Below are 24,520 nucleotides of genomic sequence, written 5' to 3'. Positions count from 1 at the left end.
GCACACTATTGAGTTCTCAAACAACAGAAGCACCCGGCACCAAACACAACCCTCAAGGCCGCATCATCGCTCCGGAGCAACTTTTCTAACTTACCCACCAAACCCCACCCCGTCAAATCCACCCTTCAAACACGCTTCCTGGCGTTCAGAACTGATCTGAATCTTCAGGATGTGGATGTTGGGCCGAACCCGAGGTCTTCGTCGGCGCGGATATAAACACTAGCACCCGATGGTCGGGATGTAAATCCGTCCATCGGGTGCCTGAAAAATCGGTCCTGAGCGTCCGCGAGACCTAGCTTTGCGCAGGCGTGAGGTACACGACGCCGAGCGGCGGCACCCGCAGATTCGCGTAGGCCGGAAGTCCGTTTTGGGCTCCCTCCACCGCCTGAACCGCGCCCGAGTTGATGACGCCCGAGCCGCCATAGGCTTCGGCATCTGTGTTGAGGGCCTCGGCCCACTCACCCGCCCACGGCATACCGACGCGGTAATTCTCGTGTGGAGCGCCGGAGAAATTGGCGATGCAGACCAACGGGTTACCCTGGGTGTCCCAACGCACGAAAGACAGCGTGTTGTGAGCGCCGTCGTTCTCGTCGATCCACTGGAAGCCAGCCGGATCGTTATCGCGCACATAGAGGGCAGGCGTATTGCGGTAGATCTCGTTCAGAGAACGTACAAGCTGCTGCACTCCCTTATGGGGGATGGTGTCCGAGAGCCACCAATCAAGGCCGTGCTGCTCCGACCATTCCGACTCCTGAGCGAACTCCGTGCCCATGAAGATCAGCTGCTTGCCGGGATGCGCCCATTGGAAGGCAAGATATGCGCGCACGTTGGCCAACTGCTGCCACCTGTCACCGGGCATCTTCCTGAGCAAGGAACCCTTGCCATGCACAACCTCGTCATGACTGATCGGAAGCAGGAAGTTCTCGGTGTAGGCGTACACCATGGAGAAAGTTGCCTTCCCATGGTGGTGCATGCGGTTGATTGGATCCTCGGCGATGTACTGGAGCGAATCATGCATCCAGCCCATGTTCCACTTGATGCCAAAACCAAGTCCACCCTGCGACGTGGGCCGGGTGACGCCGTCGAACGCTGTTGATTCCTCGGCGATCATCACAATGCCTGGCACACGCTTGTAGGCGGTGGCATTCACTTCCTGCAGGAACGAGATCGCCTCGAGGTTCTCGCGGCCGCCGAACCGGTTGGGCTGCCACTGGCCCTCCTGGCGCGAGTAGTCGAGATACAGCATCGAGGCGACTGCGTCGACACGCAGTCCGTCGATGTGGAACTCCTCCAGCCAGTACAAAGCGTTGGCAACGAGGAAGTTGCGCACTTCCCGCCGACCGAAGTCGAAGATCAACGTACCCCAGTCGGGGTGCTCACCCAGCTGGGGATTGCCGTGCTCGTAGAGGGTGTTTCCATCGAAGCGAGCGAGTGCCCATTCGTCCTTGGGGAAGTGCGCCGGCACCCAGTCCATGATGACGCCGATACCCGCCTGGTGAAGCTTGTCCACGAGGTACTTGAAGTCGTCCGGGTGACCGAACCTCGCTGTCGGCGCGAAATACGACGTGACCTGGTATCCCCATGAACCGCCGAAGGGGTGTTCGGCGACCGGCATGAACTCAACATGCGTGAACCCCTGCCACTGCACGTACTCGACCAGCTCTTCTGCAAGCTGCTTGTAGTCGAGTCCAAGGCGCCAGGACCCGAGATGGACCTCGTAAACGCTCATCGGACCGTTGTGGGGATCCTTCGAACTGCGTTCCTCGATCCACGCGTCATCCTGGAAGGTGTAACGGGACTCCACCACCCGGGACCCGGTAAGCGGAGGCACCTCGGTACCCCTTGCCATCGGATCAGCCTTTTCCCGCCACTGACCGTCCTGACCGAGGATCTCGAACTTGTAGCAGGCACCGGCTTCAGCTCCCGGGACAAAGAGTTCCCAAATCCCGGAACTACCAAGAGAACGCATCGCATGGACTGACCCGTTCCAGCCGTTGAAGTCCGCCTTGACGCGCACAGACTGTGCATTCGGTGCCCACACCGCGAAGCTCACTCCCGAGATGTCCCCGAGGGCAGATGAATAGCGGCGAACGTGTGCGCCGAGCGCGGTCCACAGGGTTTCATGCCTGCCCTCCGCGATGAGGTGAATGTCGATCTCGCCAAGGGTGGGCAGGAAGCGGTAGGCATCATCCACCAACTGGGGAACGCCGTCGTACACGACCTCCAGACGATAGTCCGGGACATGCCCGGGGCGCTCCGGCTCCAGGATGCCGACCCACACACCGTTGTGTTCGTGACTGAGCTCCACCCGCCCGGAGCCGGTCACCACGGTGACTTTCTCCGCAAGCTTGCGAAGGGTACGGACAGTTACATGCCCGTGCTGATCGAGGTGCGCTCCCAGGACTGCATGGGGCTGGTAATACCGACCATCGGAAACCTGCTGAAGGACTTCCGGATTCACCGGGATCGGCCCTCCGAGGGGAGCCTCTGCTGTTGTCTTATTCTGGTCCACTGCCGTCTCACTCTCCTTTTCAGGGATGTTGCGGCCGTCTGCCTGTTCCTCGGCGGAGGTACCGCCCTGGAGCATCCTCCGGACTGCGGAGACGGGAACGTCCAACCAATCCGGCCTGTTTCTCAATTCGTACACCACCTCATAGAGCGCCTTGTCGAGCCACAGCGCGCGGAACAGGGTGCTTGCTCGGTTCACTGTTGTTCCGGCCTCTTCGGAATAGCCGTCGAGGAACGCGGCCACGGATTCCGTGGCCCACAGCTCAGCGGAGGACGACTTCACCGCGCCCTCATGGACGCCGACTCCGGCTGCATATTCAAGCGAGCGAACCAGCCCGACGACGTCGCGGACCGGGACATCCGGCACGCTGCGTTCAGCTGCAGGGCGCAGCGGTTCGCCTTCGAAGTCCAGGACCAGCCAGGTTCCGTCGTGCGTCGCGAGGATCTGTCCAAGGTGGAGATCCGCATGTATGCGCTGCAGTTCCGGCAGTTCCTGGAGTCCCTTGACCTCGTCAATGATCGCCCGGATTTGATCATCGAACGGTCCCACTGCTGACCCCGCCTCGCGCCAGGCCCATTCGATGCGACTGGCAAGCGACTCACGGAACTCACCTGCTTCCACCTGTGTTGCCGGGCGGCTTCCGAAGGCCCCGGCCAGCTGGGTGTGAATCCGGGCAATGACACGGCCCAGTTCACCGGCTTCCGTGGTGAACGGTTGCCCTCCTTCCAGCGCAGTGATGGCTTGCCGCCAGGCATCCTTGCTGCCAGGCAGGAATTCCCGAAGGACACTGAGGTGGCCGGTGACCCACTCCCCGTCGGACCGTCCGTCCTGCCAGCTACCCATGACCCACCCGAATGTCTGTGGAACATCCGTGGAGCCGGCGTCGGTGAGTTTCGCGCTCACCAGTACGTCCGGGCTCTCACCTGCTGCGAGAACCCGGAAGAACTTCAGGATCATCGGCGTCTTGCCCGAGGAGATGACAACCGAAGTATTCGACTGCTCGCCGCCCAAGACAGAGATGTCGTCCGACGGCGATACTCCGTCAGTGGACTCGAAGCCGCCGAGTGCTGTCGCGGTGGTCCGACCGTCGCCTGTCCCGGCTTCAGAGCGGATCAGGTCCAGCCACGCTGAGATGAACACCGGGTCGTGGGTGCCGTCATAGACATACCGGCGCCCAAGCTCCGCATGCTCTGTTTCACCGATAAGCGCGGCTTCAGCTCCATCGAGAGGCTCCGCCCGGAAGGTAAGCGGCACGTTGACGACGTCGAGCCTTCGTCCCGACTCCACCGCGACGATGTGGACCTCAAGGCCCACCTTGCCTGCAGGATCCTCCAACCGGATTCCGCCTGCGCGGCTCAGGGAAATATCCCTGCCCTTCGACGGGAACCAACGCTGACCAGGCATCCAGGCTGTGAGGAGGTCGGGAAGAGGTGACGTCGATGTGCCCATTACTTTACTGCCTCCGAAATAGGGATTACGGGGATGGCTTCGGTATTTGGAGACGCGACATTGGAACTTGCCGAGCGCAGGCGCAACCAGTAGAAGTCATGGCTGCCCAGCGTCAGCGTGAGGTCGCCATCCTCAGCGAATGCCGGGAAGGGAGTGCCGCCGAAGAGGTCACGCAAACCCCTGCCTGAATACTCAGGCAGGTGGAGGCGGGCGGCAACCGGATGCTGGGACAGGTTGAAGACGCACAGGATGACCTCAGGCTGCTCGCCCTCTGCGTTACCCGGCGCGACCTCTCGGATGAAGGCGAGAACCGGCTCGGCTTCGGTGGGCACGTTCCGGTAGGAACCGAGGCCGAAAGCAGGATGCGACCGGCGTACGGCAAGCATCTGACGCATCCAGTGCAACAGCGAGCTCGAGCTCGCAAGCTGCGCCTCAACGTTCACGTGGTTGTAGTGGTACACAAGCGACTGCACGACCGGAAGGTAAAGCTTTCCCGGATCAGCCGTGGAAAACCCGGCATTCCTGTCCGGGTTCCACTGCATCGGTGTACGTGAGGCATCTCGGTCCTCAAGCCAGATGTTGTCGCCCATTCCAATCTCATCCCCGTAGTACAGGAAGGGACTTCCCGGCAGGGAAAGGAGCAAGGCGTGAATGAGCTCGACCTCGGCCCTGGAGTTGTCCAGCAACGGCGAAAGCCGTCGCCGGATGCCGATGTTGGCACGCATCCGGGAATCGGGGGCATACCACCCGAGCATGGCTTCGCGCTCCTCGTTGGTGACCATCTCGAGGGTAAGTTCGTCATGGTTCCTGAGGAAAGTGCCCCACTGAGCGCCAGCCGGAATGTCCGGAGTTTCCGCCATCGTCTCAATGATCGGTGCAGCCTTCTGATCCCGAAGGGCATAGAAGAGCCGCGGCATGATCGGAAAGTGGAAACACATGTGGCACTCGGCGCCCTCTTCATCTCCGAAGTACTCAACCACCTCGTCGGGCATCTGGTTGGCCTCCGCGATGATCACGCGCCCAGGGTAGTTCTCGTCAACCATGGCCCGCAGGTCTTTCAGGAACTTGTGCGTTGCAGGCAGATTTTCGCAATTCGTGCCGTCTTCCTCGAAGAGGTACGGAATCGCGTCTGCACGGAAACCATCGATTCCCTGATCCAGCCAGAACCGCACGACATCGAAGAGCGCCTCGATGACCTTCGGGTTCTCGAAGTTCAGGTCCGGTTGGTGACTGAAGAACCGATGCCAGAAGAACTGCCGGCGCACCGGATCGAAGGTCCAGTTGGATTCCTCAGTGTCCACGAAGATGATGCGGGCGTCCTGGTACTTCTCGTCCGTATCACTCCAGACGTAGAAGTCGCCGTACGGCCCGTCCGGGTCAGTCCGCGACTCCTCGAACCACTGATGCTTGTCCGACGTATGGTTCAGCGGAAGGTCGATGATGACGCGCACGCCGCGTGCGTGGGCCTCAGCGACAAGGCGCTTGAAGTCGCTCAGGCTTCCGAACTCGTCGAGCACATCGTAGTAGTCCGCGATGTCATACCCGCCGTCACGAAGCGGAGACTTGAAGAACGGCGGCAGCCAAAGGCAGTCGACACCCAACCACTGCAGGTAGTCGAGCTTGTCGATCAGGCCCGTGAAGTCGCCTGACCCGTCCCCGTTGGCGTCGGCGAAGCCGCGCACCAGGACTTCATAGAACACGGCCTTGCGGTACCAGTGCGGATCATGGGCAAGGCCCGGGGCATGTAGCTGAAACGGGTTCGCCACTAACGCGTCCTCCTGACGGAAAGGATATGTGCTGGCTCCACGTGGGCATCCAGCCTGACATAGTTGTGGGCTCCCCACTGCCAACTCTGACCGGTGATGAGGTCATCCACCCAGAAGGTGCCGTCCTCATTCCAATCGCCTTCCCCCAGCCCCAGAGCACTCAGGTCGAGCGAAGCGGTGCACTCGCGGGCACTATGGGGGTCGACATTGACGACGACGATCAACGTGTCTTTCCCCTGACCGTCGTCTCCGAGGCCTTCCTTGTGCTTGGAGAAGACGACTGTGGCGTCGTCGGTGCTGCTGTGAACCGTGAGGTTCTCAAGATCACCCAGAGCCGGATGAGAGCGGCGAATCTCGTTCAGCCTTGTCAGGAAGGGCGCGAGGCTTCGGCCCTGCGCCTCAGCGGCTTCGTAGTCACGCGGTCGGTACTCGAACTTCTCATTGTCGATGTACTCTTCGGCACCTGGACGGGCGACGTGTTCATACAGCTCATAGCCCGAATAGACGCCCCACAGCGGACTGGCCATGGAGGCGAGCACCGCCCTGATCTTGAACGCAGCCGGCCCGCCGTACTGCAGGTACTCGGTCAGGATGTCCGGAGTGTTCACGAAGAAGTTGGGTCGGAAGAACGCGGCTGTCTCCCGGCTCACCTCGGTGAAGTACTCCTCCAACTCGGTCTTGGTGTTGCGCCAGGTGAAGTAGGTGTAGGACTGCTGGAACCCCGCGCGACCCAGAGCATGCATCATGGACGGCCGGGTGAATGCCTCGGCCAGGAATACGACGTCCGGGTGCTTGCTGTTCACCTTCGCGATCAGCCATTCCCAGAACTGCACGGGCTTGGTGTGTGGGTTATCCACACGGAAGATGCGTACTCCGTGGCTTACCCACAGCAGGACGATCCGGAGCACTTCGTTGTAGATGCCCTCGGGGTCGTTGTCGAAGTTGATCGGATAGATGTCCTGATACTTCTTCGGCGGGTTTTCGGCGTAAGCGATGGAACCGTCCACCCGGGTCGTGAACCATTCCGGATGCTCGGTGACCCAGGGGTGATCAGGGGAAGCCTGTAGCGCAAGGTCCAGCGCTACTTCCAGGTTCAACTCGTTGGCTCGGCGCACGAAGGCATCAAAATCGTCGAAGGAGCCCAAATCCGGGTGGATCGCGTCGTGGCCGCCCTCCGGTGCGCCGATCGCCCAGGGCGACCCGGGGTCGCCAGGCCCGGCGTTCAGGGTGTTGTTAGGTCCCTTGCGGTGGGTCGTGCCGATCGGATGAATCGGCGGAAGGTAGACGACGTCGAACCCCATACGCGCGACGGCGGGCAGCCTCTCCGCCGCGGTGATGAAGTTGCCTGAGGTCCACTGCGCGTTTGACGGATCGTACCTGGCACCCTCTGAACGCGGGAAGAACTCGTACCAGGAGCCCCGGCCCGCGGCCTCCCGCTCGACCAGGATGGGGTAGGCCCGCGAGGGTGTTACGAGCGCCCGCAGGGGCTCGCGCTCAATCGCTGCGCGGATGTCGGCGGAGTGCCCGGCGGCAAGGCGTTCGTCGATCGGCAGTTCCCGGTTGCGCAACCGCTCTGCGGTCGCGAGGAACAGTCTCCGCTCCGCGTCCGGCCGTGATGAGGATTCTTCGGAAAAGAGCACAGCGCCCTCTTCGAGCATCAGCTCGACGTCGACGCCGGCATCGATTTTGACGGTGGCGTTGTGGTGCCAGGTCTCATAGAGATCGCTCCAGCCCTCGATCCGGAAGGAGTGGAGTCCGACGCCGGTTGGCCGCAGAAGACCCTCGTAACGGTCTGTGCCCATCCCAAGGGGAGTGAGTCGAGTGCGCTGCACTTCTGCCCCTGCGGGGTCGAGCAGCACCGCTGACACACCGAGCTGGTCGTGTCCCTCACGGAATACGGTCGCTCCTACGACGACGTCGGAACCCGGAATGGCCTTCGAGGGAAACAGCCCTCCCTCAACCACCGGGGACACCTTGGTGATGGGTATTCGTCCAAACCGCAAATCTTCGCCCATGGATGCGCCTGCCCTTGTTCGTGTCGCCTCGCTTGAAGTGGTCACAGCTAGACGTTATCCATTATTGGGCGAGATTGCTAAGGCGACTTCCTAAACAGCAGGAGTGTTGCGTGTCACATTGCAAGCGTTTACGCACATGAGGGCGCAGGACGTACTCCGGCTCCGGAATGTGCGCTAACGTACCCATCGTGAAGGCAATCCGTAGGTTTACTGTCCGTACCGTTCTTCCGTCGAGCATTGCTCCCCTGGGCAAGTTGGCCGGCAACCTGCGCTGGTCCTGGCATCTGCCGACTGCGCGCCTCTTCCACGACATCAATCCTGAGGCATGGGAAGCCAGCGGCCATGATCCTGTTCAGTTCCTCGGGTCCGTCACCCGCGAACAGTTGCAGCAGATTGCAGCGAACCAGGAACTGGTGGCCCGGATTCAGGATCTGGGTGAAGACCTTGACCGCTACCTCACCGAGCCCCGCTGGTATCAGTCCCTCGGTGAAGACGCACCAAAGTCCATCGCATACTTCTCACCTGAATACGGAATCAGCGCTGTGCTTCCCCAGTATTCGGGCGGACTGGGGATCCTGGCCGGTGATCATCTCAAGGCAGCATCTGACCTCGGTGTCCCCCTCGTCGGCGTCGGTCTGCTATATCAGGCCGGCTACTTCAAGCAATCCCTTTCCCGTGACGCGTGGCAGCAGGAGACGTATCCCGTCCTCGATCCGGACGGCCTCCCCCTTACCCTCCTTCGTGAAGAGGATGGAACCGCCGCATCGGTCGTCCTCCCCCTACCCAATGGTCGCGAGCTGCGTGCGCATATCTGGCGTGCCGACGTCGGGCGTGTCCCCCTGCTGCTCCTGGACTCGAACGTTCCAGGCAATGACGAGGCCGCCCGCAACGTCACCGACCGCCTGTACGGCGGCGGCGGGGATCAGCGTCTCCAACAGGAACTCCTGTTGGGCATGGGCGGAGTGAAGGCACTACGCATTTTCCAACGGCTCATGGGATCTCCGGCGCCGGAGGTGTTCCACACCAACGAAGGCCACGCCGGGTTCCTGGGCATCGAGCGCATCCGCGAGCTGATGGACTCCTCCAACGAGCAGCCGATGTCCTGGGAGGAAGCCCTTACCGCGGGCCGCGCCTCCACGGTGTTCACCACTCACACGCCGGTTCCTGCCGGAATTGACCGCTTCGAACGCGCACAGATTCAGCATTTCTTTGATGCCGGCCTGGCGCCGTCCGTTCCCATCGAGCGCGTCCTCGAACTCGGCGCGGAGAACTACGAGGGCGGAGACGCGTCGAAGTTCAACATGGCAGTCATGGGGCTGCGGTTGGCCCAGCGCGCCAACGGCGTCGCAAAGCTGCATGGCGAGGTCTCCCGGGAGATGTTCGCAGGGCTCTGGCCGGGATTTGACTCGCGCGAGGTCCCCATCACGTCGGTCACGAACGGCGTGCATGTTCCCACCTGGGTTGACCCGCTGATCGCCGACTTCGCTCGGGAAAGTTTCGGCGCGGAGTCCGTCCTCGACCCGCAGTGGGCGCGGGTGTATGACGTCGAGGATGCGGATATCTGGCGTTTGCGTCGCATCATGCGTTCCAACCTGATCGACGACGTCCGCTCCCGGCTACGGGCCTCATGGAAGAAGCGCGGTGCGGCCGACGCCGAGCTCGCATGGACGGATAATGTCCTCGATCCGGGCGTGCTCACCATCGGATTCGCCCGCCGCGTGCCCACCTACAAGCGCCTGACCTTGATGCTTCGCGATCCTGACCGGCTCAAGGCACTCCTGTTGCACCCGACGAATCCCATTCAGTTGGTGATCGCCGGCAAATCACACCCGGCCGATGAGCAGGGCAAGCGCATGATTCAGGATCTGGTTCGGTTCACGGACGATCCCGAAGTCCGCCACCGCATTGTCTTCCTGCCGAATTACGACATCGCGATGGCCCGCACGCTCTTCCCGGGGTGCGATGTGTGGCTGAACAATCCGCTCAGACCGCTTGAGGCCTGTGGCACGTCGGGTATGAAGTCGGCCATCAATGGTGGGCTCAATCTCTCCGTGCTGGACGGCTGGTGGGATGAGATGTACGACGGCGACAACGGCTGGGCCATCCCGACGGCCAACAACGGTGCGTCGGCTGATGAGCGGGACGACATTGAGGCGGCGGCACTCTACGACCTCATCGAGGAACAGGTGGCACCCCGCTTCTACAGCACCGCACACCCGTCCGCCGGGGCGGCCGGTCCGTCCGCTTCATCGAACGACGGCGTCCCCCATCAGTGGGTCGCGATGATCAAGCACACCATGGCCAAACTGGGACCGGCTGTGTCTGCCGAACGGATGCTGCAGGACTACGTGGGGCAGCTATACCAGCCCGCGTGCCGCTCCGGACGGCTCGCCGTGCAGGACGGCTACAGTTCGGCCCGGCACATGGCTTCATGGCGGTCGAAGATCAAGGACGGCTGGTCTGCGGTGCAGGTTGAGCACGTCGACTCCCTCGGCGTCACGGAGGAGCCGCAGATCGGAGACTCGCTGACGGTCAACGCCTACGTTTCGCTGGGAAGCCTTGGACCGGATGACGTGAGCGTGGAAGTGGTTCACGGGCGCGCATCCGAGAACGACGACCTGAGCGAAGTCGCCGTGGCCGAACTTCGGGTATCAGAGGACCTCGGCCGCGGCCGGTTCCTGTTCAGCGGCGAGATCGTCATCGATCACTCAGGGTCCTTCGGATACACCGTCCGGGTACTCCCGCAGCACGAGAGCCTCGCATCCAAGGCCGAGCTGGGCCTCGTGGTGAACGCCTAGGCGCGTTCCTGGGCGCGGTAAACGGTAATCGAGTTCGACGCCGCGGTGTCTGTTTCTCCCGCAAGGAGACGGGCACCGCGGCGTTTTCCGTTGGCGGAGTCGGTGCTGAACCGGAGCTCGAACGACTGGTTGCCGCACTCGCCGGCGCCAAGCTTCTTGAGGGCCGCCACCGTCGGAAGGATCACCGGGCGGTCCTCAAGGTGGCCGTTGACAACGATCAGGCCGTCAAGGGTGCCGTCGGGTGATCCCAGCAGCAGCTGGACTGTGCGGCACTCCGGGTCTGACCACTCCTCCTGCGCCATTGGCTCCCCGTGCGGGTTGAACCACAGGAGGTAGGAGGTGTCCTCCCGTGCCGGATATCCGGCGGGCTGCTCGCTGAGGAACTCCCGCCGGATGCGCAGCAGCTCTCGGGTGGCGGTGAGCATGGTGTGCGCGGCGTCGTCCTGGTTCCAGTGCACCCACGCAATCTCGTTGTCCTGGCAGTAGGCGTTGTTGTTGCCGAGCTGCGTGCGGCCGAATTCGTCACCGGCCGTGATCATGGGGACACCAAGCGCGAGGAGTTGAGTGGCCATCAGGTTGCGGGCGGAGAGCGCCCGGGCCTCAAGGATCCTCTCCTCCTCCGTGGGGCCTTCAACACCGTGGTTGTAACTGCGGTTGTCATTGTGACCATCACGGTTGGCTTCGCCGTTGGCCTCGTTGTGCTTCCGGTTATAGGCCGTGAGGTCGGCGAGCGTGAAACCGTCATGGGCTGTGACGAAGTTGATTGACGACACGGCTGTACGCCCGGAACGGGCGAACACATCGGCCGAGCCTGCCAGGCAGCTTGCAAGCCGGGCGACAGTTCCCGCGCGGCGACCATCAGCCAGGGCGGCCTGGTCGCCCAGCCAGAAGTCGCGCGCAGTGTCCCTGAAGCGGTCGTTCCAGTCGGCCCAACCCTGCGGGAAATTGCCGGTCTGCCAGCCGTTGTAGCCAACGTCCCAGGGCTCGGCGATCAGCTTCACTCCGCTCAGGACCGTGTCGGCAGCGATGGCGATCAAAAGCGGGTGCCTCGGCGTGAAGTGATGGGCTTCATCCCTGCAAAGCGCCACGGCAAGGTCGAAGCGGAACCCGTCAATGCCGAACTCGTCCACCCAATACCGCAGCGAGTCCAACGCGAACTGGATGACACGGGGTTCGGTGAAGTTGACCGTGTTTCCGCAACCGGTGGTGTCGAGATACCGGCCGTCGTCGTGGTGGCGGTAGTACTTCAGCTCGCTCAGACCACGCCAGCACAGCGCAGGTCCGCCCTGCGGGCCTTCGGCAGTGTGGTTGTAGACCACGTCGAGGATCACTTCGATCCCTGCCTCATGGAGGAGCCGCACCATGCCCTTTAGCTCGTCCTGGACGGCTTTCGGGCCGGCCCGGCGGGCAGCCTTCGTAGCGTACTCGGGGTGGGGCGCGAAGAAGCCGAGCGTGTTGTAGCCCCAATAGTTATTCAAACCGAGCGGAGCGAGATGCGGCTCGTCAATATGGAAATGGATCGGCAGGAGCTCGACCGCGGTGATTCCAAGATCAAGGAGATGCTTGATCATGGCGGGGTGGGCGAGCCCGGCATATGTGCCCCGCAGTTCCTCAGGCACGTCGGGATGCAGTTGGGTCAGTCCCTTGACGTGAGCCTCGTAAATCACGGTGTCGCGCCAGCGGGTGTCCGGGCGGCGGGATGAACCCCAGTTGAACTCGTGGTCCACCACAACCGAGAAGTAGATGGGCCGCTCGCCCGCCTGCAACGTATCAATGGCGCGGCCGTAGGGGTCAAGAAGCAACTGGGAAGTGCCCGGCCCCGCAGGCAGTGCCACTCCGGTAGGCCAGAACGCATACCGCAAGGACCCGCCCAGACCCTTCACCAGCCCATGGTGGACACCGTCAGTCAGCTCAGGCAGAGCGGCGGAGTTCCACTCACCGTTGGCGTCCTGGAAGTGCAGCGTCACCGCGTCCAGATCAGGTGCGTAGACAGCGACATTGAAGAGCTCCGGCTGGCTGCCGGAACACCGACGAACTCCCAGTGGGAACGCTTGGGAACGTTGGGCGATCTCGGTGGTCAGGCTCATGAAGGAGATTCGTTTCCTAACGCGCTTCTGCGGCTCGCTGGCGCGAGATCTCGTAGAGGCTGATACCAACGGCCATCGACGCGTTCAGCGACTCCATGGCCGAGTCGATCGGGATGGAGACAATCTGGTCGCAGTTCTCCCGCACGAGCCGGGAGAGGCCCTTGCCCTCCGATCCGACGACCAGACAGACCGGTTCGGAACCGAGGGTGAGCGCCGGCAGCGAGATGTCGCCGTCGCCGTCGAGACCCAGAACGAAGATTCCCAGATCCTTGAAGGATTTGAGCGTGGAGTTCAGGTTGCCGACGCGGGCCACGGGAACACGCACAGCCGCACCGGCGCTGGTCTTCCACGCGGAGGCTGTGACGCCGACCGAGCGGCGCTCGGGCACGATGACGCCGTGGCCGCTGAAGGCCGACACCGACCGGATGATGGCGCCAAGATTTCGAGGGTCGGTGATCCCGTCCAGTGCGACGAAGAGCGGAGCGTGGGCAATGTGCCCCTTCTTCCACTTGGCGATCGCTTCCCTGGCAAGGTCCAGCCCGTCCGCGTACTCGTAGGGCGGAATCTGCAGCATCAGTCCCTGGTGAACGGAGCCGTCGGCCAGGCGGTCCAGCTCCGGCTTGCCCGTTTCCATCAGGGGGATCCCGCGCTCAGTCGCGAGCTTCAGGGATTCACGGACCCGATCATCCACGTCAATCCTGATCGCCACATGCAGCGCTTTGGCCGGGATGCCGGCGCGGAGTGCCTCGACTACCGCGTTGCGACCGGTGACGTATTCCTCACCGGGTTTGGACCTTGCACGCCCGGCGGCAGCCTTGCCCGCCAGCCGCTTGGCAGCGGAACGTTCTGCGAGCTGCTTGCTCTTGTACGCCTTGTGATACGGGCGGTCCTCAGCCTTCGGCGTTGGCCCCTTGCCCTCAAGGGCTTTCCGTCCGTGTCCGCCGGTGCCTGTGGTGGGGCCCTTCTTGGTCTTGCGGATAGCACCAGGACGTCCGTGGTTGGCCATGGGGAAACACCTTCAGGTAGAGGACTTGCGTGTTCCCAGTTTACGCGGGCGGGCGCCCTTCCCTTTCCCTGACTGAAACCCTCGGACAGTCAGTCCCGCGCGAGACTCCAGCGCGCGCCGTCGGCAGAGTCTTCGACCACGACGCCGGCGCCGGACAATGCGTCCCGGATGGCGTCCGCACGGGCCCAGTCCTTGCCGGCCCGGGCTGCTGCCCGCTCAGCCAATTGCGACCTGATAAGCGCGTCGAGAGCGGCGTGTTCCGGACTGTCCTCAGTGCCCTGGGCGGCACCGACGTCGTCGAGTCCGAGCGCGGCGGTCATGGCCGTGACTGCGGCGGCGGCGTCGGCAACGGCGCGGTCGTCCTTGTCGGCAAGCGCAGAATTGCCGGCTCGTACGGTGTCGTGAAGAACGGCCAGCGCGCGGGGAACGTTCAGGTCGTCATCCATCGCCTCAGCGAAGGCGGCGGGGAGGTCCTGCCAGCTTGCTTGGCGACCTGCGTGGCCGGACTTCGCGAGGAACCCATCAATGCGTTCGACGGCGGCGGCGGCTTCCTGCAGCGACGTTGGCCGGTAGTCCAGCACAGAACGATAGTGGGCCTGCCCAAGGTAGTACCGGACAACCCGTGGGGTGGCGAGCTGCAGCATCTCGGCTGGGCTGATCGTGTTGCCAACGGACTTGGACATTTTCTCGCCCTGGTAGGTCACCATCCCGTTGTGCATCCAGAATCGGGCAAATGGGTGACCTGCAGCCTGAGACTGGGCCATCTCGTTCTCATGGTGCGGAAAGCGCAGGTCGAGCCCGCCGCCATGGATATCGAACTCGGCGCCGAGATACTTGGTGACCATCGCGGAGCATTCGAGGTGCCATCCCGGGCGACCGGTTCCCCACGGGCTGGGCCAGGCCGCCGTCGTCGGCTCCCCCTCTTTCCAGCCTTTCCAGAGGGCGAAGTCGCGGGGGTCCCGCTTGCGGTTGCTGAACTGCGCTTCCACATCCGGTGCCGCCTGCATGTCATCCACACTCTGGCGGGTCAGGCTGCCGTAGGCGGGCCAGGACCGCACGTCGAAGTAGACATCCCCGGAATCGTCCGCCGCCGGGTAGGCATGGCCGCGGTCAATGAGCCGCTGGATGAGCTGGTGCATCTCCGGGATGTGCCCGGTGGCCCGCGGCTCGTAGGTGGGCCGCTGGACGCCGAGGGTGTCGTAGGCCTTGAGGAATTCCTGTTCGTAGCGATAGGCCAGAGCCCACCACTCCTCGTTGGGCACCCCGTCCGGATCCGCCGGCGCTTCCTCGAAGGAAGCCTTCGACTTGGCGAGAATCTTGTCGTCGATGTCGGTGACGTTGCGGACCACGGTGACGGCATAGCCGCGCACCCTGAGCCAGCGCGTGAGTTGATCGAACGCAATGGCTGACCGAACGTGACCGACGTGCGGCATTCCCTGGACGGTTGCCCCGCAGTAGTAGACCCGCGCGGCCCCTGGGGTCAGGGGCGTGAACTCACGGACTTCTGCTGTTGCGGTGTCATAGAATCTCAGGCTCACCGATCCAGACTACCGAATCAGCGGTCACGCACCGGCAGCGTCTGCTCCGTTCACCCGCACGACGACGGCGGTCGCGATCGCCGCGATTCCCTCACCCCGCCCTGTGAAACCCAGTCCGTCAGTGGTGGTGGCCGATACCGTGACCGGCGCACCGACAGCTTCTGACAAGACGGCCTCTGCCTCAGCCCGCCGCGGCGAGAACCTGGGACGGTTTCCCACCAGCTGGACGGCAACGTTGCCGACCTCGAAACCCGCTGTCCGCACGATGTGCGCAGCCTCCGCAAGCAGGGTGATTCCGGAAGCGCCTGCGTACTCAGGCCGGTCCGTGCCGAAGTTGCTTCCCAGGTCGCCCGTTCCGGAGGCCGAGAAGAGGGCGTCTGCCGCCGCATGCGCAACGGCATCACCGTCGGAGTGCCCGGCGAGGCCGCGCTCGCCCGGCCATTCCAGTCCGGCCAGCCACAGGGGCTGCGGTTGGTCCTCCGGGCTGAATGCGTGAACGTCCACACCGATACCCGTGCGGGGAAGACTCGTAGTCACTGTTGCTCCTTGGCGTACTGGGGTGCTTGGAGGATGGCTTCGGCGAGCGTCAGGTCAAGGGGTGTGGTCACCTTGAACGCCAGAGGGTCGCCCTGCGCCAGGGTTACCGGAATTCCCAGCATCTCAACCAGCATCGCGTCATCGGTCGCTGAAGCGGCAGCCGAAGGATCTGCATGTGCCGTACGGAGTGTTGCTGCGTTGAAGCCCTGCGGCGTCTGGACTGCCCGGAGCAAGGCGCGCTCGGGAGTAGACGTCACCGTATCTCCCTCCACCACCTTGATGGTGTCGGATACCGGAATTCCGGGAACGACGGCGGCCGATCCTTTCCGCACGCATGCCGCCACCGCACGGAAGACGTGGGGCGGCGTGAGCGCCCGCGCCGCATCATGGACGAGGACGATGTCGATATCGGGAGGCAGGGCGTTCAGTCCCGCTCGCACCGATTCGGGCCGGTTGGAGCCGCCGTCGACCGCTGTCATGGTGACCTGGGGGTGGGTCTGAGCGGCAACGATTGAGCGCAACTGGCTGTCCCCGCGTGGCACGACCACCGTGACGTGTGCAGCAACTGCAGAGGTCAGGACGCCATGGAGCGCATGCTCAAGGAGCGTGCGACCGGCACATTGAACCAGCGCTTTGGGGATGCCTCGACCGAGGCGCTCCCCCGCTCCTGCGGCGACAACGATCACGCCAACGCGTGAGGGATCTTCAGACACAGCTTCACCCTACGCGAAGGAACAGAGGCGCTTGCGCACTGCAAGCATCAACTGCAAACGTCCGCTGCAGAGGCACCGGAAAAGGAAAAGGACCGCGATAACGCGGTCCTTTTTCTTCCTAGGAAGCCAGTACTTCGTCGAGTACTGTGGCTGCCTTCTCTTCGTCAGTCTTCTCTGCCAGAGCAAGCTCCGAGATGAGGATCTGGCGGGCCTTGGCCAGCATCCGCTTCTCCCCTGCAGACAATCCGCGATCGTGATCCCGACGCCAGAGGTCCCGAACCACTTCGGCAACCTTGATGACATCACCGGATGCGAGCTTCTCCAGGTTTGCCTTGTAGCGGCGCGACCAGTTGGTGGGCTCTTCGGTGAATTCCGCCCGGAGTACGTCGAAAACGTGCTCAAGGCCTTCCTTGCCTACAACATCGCGTACCCCGACGAGGTCAACGTTTTCCGCTGGAACTTCAATGGTCAGATCACCCTGAGCCACTTTGAGCTTGAGATACATCTTCTCTTCGCCCTTGATAACGCGCATCTTGATCTCTTCGATCTTCGCAGCGCCGTGGTGAGGGTAAACAACTGTTTCGCCAACCTCAAAAACCATGTGGATAATCCCCTTTCCCGCAGATCAGTTTATCACGAAACCGACACGCCGATTACGCGTTTTCGCAGGTCAGCGGGCGGATCGACGATCAATTGGCTATCATTCCGCTCTTGACGCGGGGCGGATTAGGTGCATGTCGACGGACTGTGTTCGGTCAGGGAGGCTCAACGAAGTCCAAGAATCGCCCTCATTGCCGATAGGCTGTTCCCTAGCGTTATCCGTCGGTCCGCGTGACCAGCTACCCACAGGAGTTTGTGCCGTGAAGAGTGCCCCGAAGAAACGAGTACAGCTGGCAACCACTGCCGGTGCCGCTGTGCTGGCTGTCCTTGGAGCAACCGGCTGTTCAGCAGTGAATGAACAGGCCACGACTATCCAGTACGCGGCTTCCGACGGAATCGTCGAGTCAGTTGGTCCGGTCAAGCTGCGCAATATCCTGATCATCACCTCCGGTGAGGGCGAGCCGGGCACACTGCTCGGAACCATGATCAACGACTCCGACTCCCCGGTCCAGGTCACGATCGACGGCGAGAACGAAAGCTCGCAGATCACGATCGAAGCCAACGACAAGTACGTCTTCGAGGACGAGGTCGACGACGACGGCACCCTTGAAGGCGTCAGTGAAGTTCCCGGGTCGCTGGTTGACCTCGAATTCAGTGTGAACTCCGAGACCGCCACGTTCGGTGTACCGGTTCTGGACGGAACCCTCGAGGAGTACCGCGAATACGTTCCCGGAGGATTTACTCCGGAACCCTCTCCTTCCGAGGAAGCCGGCGAAGCGGCCGCCGAAGAAGAGCACTAAAACCCACGAAAAAGGCGCCGGTCAGGAAATGACCGGCGCCTTTTGTGTTCCCGCTCTTCCCTCTGGGGTTAGGGCTCGTACTTGTACCCGAGTCCGCGCACGGTCACCAGGTGCCGGGGCGCAGACGGATCGGGCTCGATCTTCCCACGGAGCCGCTTGACGTGGACGTCGAGCGTCTTGGTATCACCGACGTAGTCCGACCCCCACACCCGGTCGATGAGCTGGCCGCGCGTCAGCACCCGGCCGGAATTGCGCAGCAGCATCTCGAGGAGCTCGAACTCCTTCAACGGCAGGGAAACCTGGTTGCCGTTGACGCTGACAACGTGCCGCTCCACGTCCATGCGCACAGGTCCGGCTGCCACCGTGCTGGAGATCAGCTCCTCCGGTTCACCCTGCCTGCGCAGAACGGCGCGGACCCGTGCCACAAGTTCGCGTGAGGAGTAGGGCTTGGTGACGTAATCATCGGCACCCAGTTCCAGGCCCACGACCTTGTCGATTTCCGAATCCTTCGCCGTCAGCATGATGACCGGCACACTCGAACGCTGGCGCAACTGACGGCACACTTCGGTTCCGGACAAGCCCGGTAGCTGCAGGTCGAGGAGCACGAGGTCGGCTCCGGCACGGTCGAACTCGGTCAGCGCATCAAGTCCGTTGTCGACGACGACGGCGTCGAAGCCCTCCTTGCCGAGCAGATAGGACAGGGGGTCGCTGAAGGACTCTTCGTCCTCAACGATCAGGATGCGGCTCACGCTTCAACTCCTTGATTCTGGGCAGTCCTGCCCTTGGTGCTCTGCACACTCTCGTGCTTCTTGCTTCCGGTGGGCGCGCCTCCGGCGGTGCCGGCAGCGGGTGCCAGGCCGGCGTCGTCGTCCGTGGTTTCCATCTCCGGCAGACGCACCGTGAACGTGCTGCCCTGACCGTGCTGGGACCAGACGGTCACTTCACCGCCGTGATTGGAAACGACGTGCTTGACAATGCTGAGTCCGAGGCCGGTTCCCCCGGTCTGGCGTGAGCGCGCCGCGTCGATGCGGTAGAAGCGCTCGAAGATCCGCTCCTGCTCCTCGGGCGTGATGCCCAGGCCCTGGTCGGTCACGGAAATCTGCGCCAGCCCGTCCCGCGAGCGGAGACCCACACCGACCCTGGTTCCCTCCGGCGAGTAGCGGATGGCATTGTCGATCAGATTGCGGAAGGCGGTCATGAGAAGGTCCGGGTCTCCGAAAACCGGCGCATCGATTGTGCCGCCGACCACGATCTCGATCTGCTTGCTTTCCGCCGGGAGCTTGTTGCGGTCCACTGCTTCCGCGAGCACGGCGTTGATGTTGACCGGCTTTCCGCGGCGGACCACATCCGTTCCCTGCAGCCGGGACAGTTCGATGATGTCCTGGACAAGTGCCGACAGGCGGCCGGATTCCTTGTGCATCCGCTGGGCGAACCTGCGCACAGCCACCTCGTCCGACGCGGCATCCTCCAGCGCCTCGGCGAGGAGGGAGATGGCACCCACCGGGGTTTTCAGTTCGTGGGACACATTCGCGACGAAGTCGTTGCGAATCTCTTCGGTGCGGGTTATTTCCGTGCGGTCATCTGCCAGGATCAGGATGTACTCCTCGCCCAGTGCGGCGACGCGGGCCTGGACGATGATGGTTCCCTGACCCAGCGGCCCGCGCGGCAGCTCCAGCTGGCGCTCCTCGATGACGCCGTCCCTCCGCACGCGCGCAGTGAGCTCGAGCAGCTCGCTGTGCACGATGGTGTGGCCCCGAACCAGCCCGAAAGCGTAGGCGGCGGGACTGGCGCGGACAACGCCGTCGATCGCGTCCACGATGACGTAGGCACGCCCTACGACGGACAGCACATCGGCGGCGCCCTTGGGAAGAATTGGTTCGTCGGAATCCAGGCGCGCACGGCGCTGCGCCTCGCTCGCCCGAAAGGCGAGGATGCCGGCCACGCCGATAGCGAGGCCAACCAGCCCGGCGACGAGGCTCAGCAGTACAGGATCCACGGATCTAGCTTAGGCCGTGGTTACACCGCACCCTGCTGATCCGGTGGCATTGGCCCAGTGGTTCAACTAACGTTCACCTAAAGGTGCGTAACAGTTAAGAGGCAGCTGAAAACGTGCTGGACAGGACTGCGCATCTGCGCCCGTTCAGTACCTCAAAGGGAAAGGACGCCCACGTGCGTAAGGTTTTTCAGGCGGAGCTTCACCAGATCGGCGAAGAACTCATCGAGATCTCGAAGCTGGTTTCCGAGGCCATGCAGAAGGCCACGACGGCGTTCGAGGGAGCTGATACCGAGTTGGCCCAGGAGGTTATCGCCGCGGATGCACGCATCGACTTCCTGCAGAACGACCTCGACGAGCGTGCCATCGACGTGCTTGCGCTTCAGGGCCCGGTCGCAAGTGACCTGCGCATGATCGTGGGAGCGCTGCGGATGAGCGCATCGCTCGAGCGCATGGGCGATCTGGCCCGCCACATCGCGCAGCTCGCCCGCCTTCGCTTCCCGGAGAATGTCATCCCCGAAAGCATCCGGCCCACCTTCAACGAGCTGGCGCAGCTGGACATCGCAATCGCCAGCAAGGTGACCGAGCTGCTCGAAACCCGCAATCTTGAGCTGAGCAATGAAATCTACGCCCACAACGCGCGGGTCAATGAACTTCATGCGGGGGTGTTCAAGGCGGTTGCCGCAGCGGACTGGAACGCCTCGGCGCCCACCACCGTGGATGTCACGCTGGCCAGCCGCTACTTCGAGCGGTTCGCCGACCACGGCGTCTCTGTTGCCCGGAAGGTCACCTACCTCGTCACCGGTGAGTGGCAGCCCAGCGCTCCGCTCAACTGACCCACCTGCCGGACAAACGACGACGGCCCGCTTCCTTCCCCAGGAGGCGGGCCGTCGTCGTTGTGAAGGTTTGATTCCACCCGGTGCAGGGTGGAAGCACTACCGGCAGGAAGTCAGTGCTTGGCCTTGCCCTGATTCGCGACCGCCTCGATGGCGGCAGCGGCGGCGTCGGCATCGAGGTAGGTACCGCCGGCCTTGACCGGCTTCAGGTTTTCGTCCAGTTCGTACACGAGAGGAATGCCCGTCGGGATATTCAGCGAGGCGATATCCGCGTCGCTGATGCCGTCAAGATGCTTGACGAGAGCACGAAGCGAATTACCGTGGGCTGCAATCAAAACGGTCTTGCCGGACTTGATGTCCGTGCTGATGTCCGACTCCCAGTAGGGCAGGAAGCGCTCGAGTACGTCCTTCAGGCACTCGGTGCGCGGCACGTTCTCGCCCAGGTCCGCATAGCGGGGGTCATTGGCCTGGGAATACTCGCTGGAATCGTCAAGGGGCGGCGGCGGGGTGTCATAGGAGCGGCGCCACTCCATGAACTGCTCCTCACCGAACTCGGCAAGCGTCTGGGCCTTGTCCTTGCCCTGCAGCGCTCCGTAGTGACGCTCGTTGAGGCGCCAGTCGCGCTTGACGTCGATCCAGCTGCGATCTGCCGCTTCGAGGGCGAGGTTCGCAGTGATGATTGCGCGCTTCTGGCGTGAGGTGTAGACGATGTCCGGCAGGATGTCGTGTTCCACCAGCAGCTCACCGCCCCGCACAGCTTCCTTGCGGCCCAGTTCCGTCAGTGCCACGTCCACCCAGCCTGTGAAAAGGTTCTTTTCATTCCACTCGCTCTGGCCATGGCGCAGCAGGATCACTTTGTAAGAAGTCATGGCTCAAGTCTGCCGTATTTGGGCATGAGGGGCACACGAAGTGCAGCCGATGGACCTTTCATTACCCGTAACCTTGAACGGTGCCAGAACGAAAGCCCGGACAGCCGGTTGGAGCGATCACCCGCGGCACCACGAATCCCAATCGTCTCCGGCGCATGGACCGGTGGTTGACCGGACCCCAGGCGTGGCGCATCCGCGGGGCTGATGATCCCCTGGTGGTGGACCTCGGGTACGGCGCTACGCCGGTGACCGCCGTCGAACTTTTCTCCCGCCTGCGGGCGCTCCGGGGCGATGTTGAGGTGGTCGGTGTTGAGATCGACCCTGAGCGCGTCCGCGCAGCTCTTCCGCTTGCACGCCCGGGCCTGAGCTTTGTGCAGGGCGGATTCGAGGTTCCGCTGGGCGGACGGCGTCCCGTCGTCGTACGCGCATTCAACGTACTGCGTCAGTACGGTGAGGAAGAGTATCTGGCGCACTGGAACCGTGTGCGCGGCCGGTTATCCGCAAACGGGCTGTTCATCGACGGGACCTGCGACGAGATCGGACGACGGTCGACGTGGGCGGCGATCACCCCGGAAGGACCGCTGTCGCTGAGTATTTCCCTCCGGTTCGGAGGTTTCGAGGTGCCCTCCGATGTGGCCGAGAGGCTGCCCAAGGCGCTGATCCACCGCAACGTTCCCGGGGAGCGGGTATTCGACTACCTGCAGACGCTGGATCGCGCCTGGCATGATGCAGCGCCGCTGCGATCATTCGGAAACCGGCAACGCTGGCTGCGTATGTGCACGTCCATGCGCGACGCCGGTTGGCCGCTTCTTGACGGCCCGGCGAGGTGGCGGTTGGGAGAAGTGACAGTCGCCTGGGATGCGGTAGCGCCCCGCTAAGAAGGCCGAGGCTTACCAGGGCCCGTACGGCCCGCTACCCTGGACTTCGCTGACCGCCGGCTTCACGTCTGCAAGGTAGACGCAGGCCGCGATGATGGCAACGAGTTGCAGCAGCCCGAACAGTCCGGCGGCGCCGAACAGGGCTGTGAGCGCTCCGATGCCTGCAGCGCCTGCGGTCATGCCCAACCAGAAACTCTTGGTGCGCTTGAACGTGGCTTCGAAGGATGCCGGCTTGCGCTGCGCGCAGTCGACCAGCGCCCACAGTTCGATACCGAGCGCGAGGAAGGCAAGACCCCGGAACAGCCAAAACTCGGTCAACAGCACGATTTCCACGGAATCAGCCTAGCGGTTATCCGGCGCGGAGGAGAGTGCTGCTTCCAGATCCGCCCAGAGATCCTCGATGTTCTCGATACCGACGGACAATCTGACCAGCGCTTCCGGAACCGTCTTCGGCTCCCCGGGCTGGCGTCGTCGTCGTTCAATCAGCGATTCCACGCCACCGAGGGAGGTGGCGGGCAGCCACAGGCGGACCGCTTCCACGAGGGCGTCCGCGGCTTCCCGTCCGCCAGCCGGCTCGATGCTGATGATGCCGCCGTAGCCCTTGAGCTGTGCGGTGGCGCGCTTATGGCCCGGATCGGTGGGAAGTCCCGGATAGCGGACCCGCTCGACCGCGGGATGCCCGGCAAGGCGCCGCGCAAGTTCCATCGCATTGGCCTGGCTGCGCTCCATCCGCAGTGCAAGGGTGCGCAGTCCGCGCAGCGCGAGCCATACCTCGAACGGCCCGGCGATCGCCCCGTGGAGCGTGCGGTAGGACGTCAGCTGGTCACGCAGCTCAGGGTTGGAGGTGACCAGTGCACCGAGCACGACGTCGGAATGGCCGGCAAGATACTTGGTGACCGAGTGCAGAACGACGTCGGCTCCGTAATCCAGCGGTCGGCACACCAGCGGTGTGTTGAAAGTGTTGTCGACGACGACGAGGGCGCCCACGGCATGGGCGGCGTCGGCGAGGACAGCGGTCTCGGCGACCTCGAGCATCGGATTGGTGGGGCTTTCGAGCCACAGCATGTCGGCGCCTTCAAGCTGACCGAGCACCTGCTCGGTGTCCGCGACATCCACCTGCCGAACGGTGAGCCGCCCGCGGGCCTCCTCGGCGAGCGCCAGCGAAACGGAGCCACCGTACGCGTGGCGCGGGATGACAACTACTCCCCCGGTGGGAACAAGCGAAAGGGCCGCCGCGGCAGCTCCCAGCCCCGACGCGAAGGCCAGTGCCGGCAGCGCAGCACCCTCGAGCTCCGCAAGGGCCTCCTCGAAGGGATCCCAGGTGGGGTTGGACATGCGCGCATAGATACGGTCGCTGCCCGTGGGGGCAACAGTTTCGTGGAAAGTCGACGACAGCACGATCGGCGGGTTGACAGGAGAATCGTGCTCACGCCGCGGGCGGCCTGCGGCCACAGTGAGCGTATCCGGGGCAAGGTTCGCGTGCTGGGTCATTCGATCAGGTTAGTTGGTCCGGGCGCCCGGTCCCTGCATCGACCGGGCGCTTATTACGGATTCTGGCGCGATCAGCGGTTGTGGGCGCCCGCTCGATCCCGGTGATCCACAGAACCATCCGTTGAAACGCGGTTCGTCAGGGCAAGTCGGTAGGCTGAACCAGTGACATCTCAGACTCCCCGCCGCACCGCTGGCATGTTCATCGCGTTCGAAGGCGGAGACAGCGCGGGCAAGTCCACGCAGGCCACGCGGCTTGCCGAAGCGCTTGAGGCGGACGGCCATGCGGTCATCCGTACCCGCGAGCCCGGCGGCACGGAGATCGGTGAAAAGCTTCGTTCCCTCGTACTCGAACACGGGCACGGCCATATTGACGCCCGCACTGAGGCCCTGATTTTCGCCGCTGCCCGCGCCGCCCATGTGCATCAGGTCATCCTGCCGGCCCTGCAGCGCGGCGAGGTGGTGGTGTGTGACCGGTACATCGACTCCTCGGTCGCTTATCAGGGCGTGGGCCGGGGCCTGGGTGCGGACAGCGTGCTGGATATCAACATGTGGGCTGTCGAGGGACTGCGCCCGGACCTCACGGTGCTGCTGGACGTTGACCACGTCGAAGGACGCGGGCGCCGAACCTCCAGTGC

At 63.3% G+C, this 24,520-nt stretch carries 19 protein-coding genes; 5 read left to right on the top strand and 14 right to left on the bottom strand.

The annotated features are described in order from the left end of the window. Positions 1-292: 292 nt before the first annotated feature. From glgB to RIF85_RS07030, 3 genes are read right to left on the bottom strand one after another with little or no spacing between them, the layout of a single operon-like run. Complete coding sequence (gene glgB, locus RIF85_RS07040; RefSeq protein WP_309071203.1) at positions 293-3,958, bottom strand: 1,4-alpha-glucan branching protein GlgB; 3,666 nt, start codon at positions 3,956-3,958, stop codon at positions 293-295. Further along, positions 3,958-5,724: a maltose alpha-D-glucosyltransferase gene (gene treS, locus RIF85_RS07035; protein ID WP_309071202.1), complete on the bottom strand. Its 1,767-nt coding sequence runs from the start codon at positions 5,722-5,724 to the stop codon at positions 3,958-3,960. Before treS ends, glgB begins: the two co-directional genes overlap by 1 nt. After that, positions 5,724-7,739: an alpha-1,4-glucan--maltose-1-phosphate maltosyltransferase gene (locus RIF85_RS07030; protein ID WP_309071206.1), complete on the bottom strand. Its 2,016-nt coding sequence runs from the start codon at positions 7,737-7,739 to the stop codon at positions 5,724-5,726. The genes treS and RIF85_RS07030 overlap by 1 nt, the downstream gene beginning before the upstream one ends. Before the next feature lie 188 nt (positions 7,740-7,927). Between RIF85_RS07030 and glgP the strand changes: the two genes are divergently transcribed. Further along, the gene (glgP, locus tag RIF85_RS07025) at positions 7,928-10,537 is read left to right on the top strand and encodes an alpha-glucan family phosphorylase (RefSeq protein ID WP_309071201.1); all 2,610 of its coding nucleotides are present in this window, start codon (positions 7,928-7,930) and stop codon (positions 10,535-10,537) included. On the opposite strand, the gene glgX is transcribed toward glgP, so the two are convergent. The 6 genes from glgX to RIF85_RS06995 form a co-directional block, all read right to left on the bottom strand. Further along, complete coding sequence (gene glgX / locus RIF85_RS07020) at positions 10,534-12,624, bottom strand: glycogen debranching protein GlgX (RefSeq protein ID WP_309071200.1); 2,091 nt, start codon at positions 12,622-12,624, stop codon at positions 10,534-10,536. The genes glgP and glgX overlap by 4 nt on opposite strands. 16 nt (positions 12,625-12,640) lie before the next feature. Then, positions 12,641-13,630, bottom strand: coding sequence for a 23S rRNA (guanosine(2251)-2'-O)-methyltransferase RlmB (rlmB, locus tag RIF85_RS07015; protein WP_309071199.1), 990 nt, complete (start codon positions 13,628-13,630; stop codon positions 12,641-12,643). 89 nt (positions 13,631-13,719) lie between these two features. After that, positions 13,720-15,168 (bottom strand): cysteine--tRNA ligase, encoded by a 1,449-nt coding sequence (gene cysS / locus RIF85_RS07010; RefSeq protein WP_309071198.1) that lies wholly within the window; start codon positions 15,166-15,168, stop codon positions 13,720-13,722. Positions 15,169-15,192: 24 nt separating this feature from the next. Continuing rightward, complete coding sequence (ispF, locus tag RIF85_RS07005) at positions 15,193-15,705, bottom strand: 2-C-methyl-D-erythritol 2,4-cyclodiphosphate synthase (RefSeq protein WP_309071197.1); 513 nt, start codon at positions 15,703-15,705, stop codon at positions 15,193-15,195. Then, positions 15,702-16,418 carry a 2-C-methyl-D-erythritol 4-phosphate cytidylyltransferase gene (gene ispD / locus RIF85_RS07000; RefSeq protein ID WP_309071196.1) on the bottom strand — a complete coding sequence of 239 codons (717 nt, stop codon included), beginning with the start codon at positions 16,416-16,418 and terminating at the stop codon, positions 15,702-15,704. The genes ispF and ispD overlap by 4 nt, the downstream gene beginning before the upstream one ends. A 118-nt stretch (positions 16,419-16,536) precedes the next feature. Beyond that, complete coding sequence (locus RIF85_RS06995; RefSeq protein WP_056546372.1) at positions 16,537-17,019, bottom strand: CarD family transcriptional regulator; 483 nt, start codon at positions 17,017-17,019, stop codon at positions 16,537-16,539. Positions 17,020-17,278: 259 nt separating this feature from the next. Here RIF85_RS06995 and RIF85_RS06990 point away from each other — a divergent pair, with 259 nt between their 5' ends. After that, a complete protein-coding gene (locus tag RIF85_RS06990; protein ID WP_309071195.1) occupies positions 17,279-17,818 on the top strand; it encodes a hypothetical protein in 540 nt (179 codons plus the stop codon). Between the two features lie 68 nt (positions 17,819-17,886). Here the strand turns inward: RIF85_RS06990 and RIF85_RS06985 are convergent, their stop codons facing one another. Together RIF85_RS06985 and RIF85_RS06980 are read right to left on the bottom strand one after the other, a co-directional pair. Continuing rightward, positions 17,887-18,567 (bottom strand): response regulator transcription factor, encoded by a 681-nt coding sequence (locus tag RIF85_RS06985; RefSeq protein WP_309071194.1) that lies wholly within the window; start codon positions 18,565-18,567, stop codon positions 17,887-17,889. Next, positions 18,564-19,814, bottom strand: a complete 1,251-nt coding sequence (locus RIF85_RS06980; RefSeq protein ID WP_309071193.1) for an ATP-binding protein — start codon at positions 19,812-19,814, stop codon at positions 18,564-18,566. Before RIF85_RS06980 ends, RIF85_RS06985 begins: the two co-directional genes overlap by 4 nt. A gap of 173 nt (positions 19,815-19,987) precedes the next feature. Here RIF85_RS06980 and phoU point away from each other — a divergent pair, with 173 nt between their 5' ends. Then, on the top strand, positions 19,988-20,647 hold the full coding sequence (gene phoU / locus RIF85_RS06975; RefSeq protein ID WP_309071192.1) for a phosphate signaling complex protein PhoU: 660 nt from the start codon (positions 19,988-19,990) through the stop codon (positions 20,645-20,647). 113 nt (positions 20,648-20,760) lie between these two features. Here phoU and RIF85_RS06970 read toward each other — a convergent pair whose 3' ends face one another. Then, a complete protein-coding gene (locus RIF85_RS06970; RefSeq protein ID WP_309071191.1) occupies positions 20,761-21,516 on the bottom strand; it encodes a phosphoglyceromutase in 756 nt (251 codons plus the stop codon). A 155-nt stretch (positions 21,517-21,671) separates the two neighbouring features. Here RIF85_RS06970 and RIF85_RS06965 point away from each other — a divergent pair, with 155 nt between their 5' ends. Continuing rightward, complete coding sequence (locus tag RIF85_RS06965) at positions 21,672-22,394, top strand: class I SAM-dependent methyltransferase (protein ID WP_309071205.1); 723 nt, start codon at positions 21,672-21,674, stop codon at positions 22,392-22,394. 12 nt (positions 22,395-22,406) lie between these two features. Here the strand turns inward: RIF85_RS06965 and RIF85_RS06960 are convergent, their stop codons facing one another. Beyond that, on the bottom strand, positions 22,407-22,727 hold the full coding sequence (locus tag RIF85_RS06960) for a DUF2516 family protein (protein WP_309071190.1): 321 nt from the start codon (positions 22,725-22,727) through the stop codon (positions 22,407-22,409). Between the two features lie 9 nt (positions 22,728-22,736). Next, positions 22,737-23,885, bottom strand: a complete 1,149-nt coding sequence (locus tag RIF85_RS06955; protein WP_309071189.1) for an aminotransferase class I/II-fold pyridoxal phosphate-dependent enzyme — start codon at positions 23,883-23,885, stop codon at positions 22,737-22,739. 195 nt (positions 23,886-24,080) lie between these two features. Here RIF85_RS06955 and tmk point away from each other — a divergent pair. Beyond that, positions 24,081-24,520: dTMP kinase (gene tmk / locus RIF85_RS06950; protein ID WP_309071204.1), on the top strand; the 440-nt coding region annotated here is incomplete at its 3' end.

The sequence above is a fragment of the Arthrobacter sp. genome (assembly GCF_031179385.1).
Taxonomy (GTDB): Bacteria; Actinomycetota; Actinomycetes; order Actinomycetales; family Micrococcaceae; genus Arthrobacter_D.
This window is presented reverse-complemented; position numbering and strand designations above follow the sequence as displayed.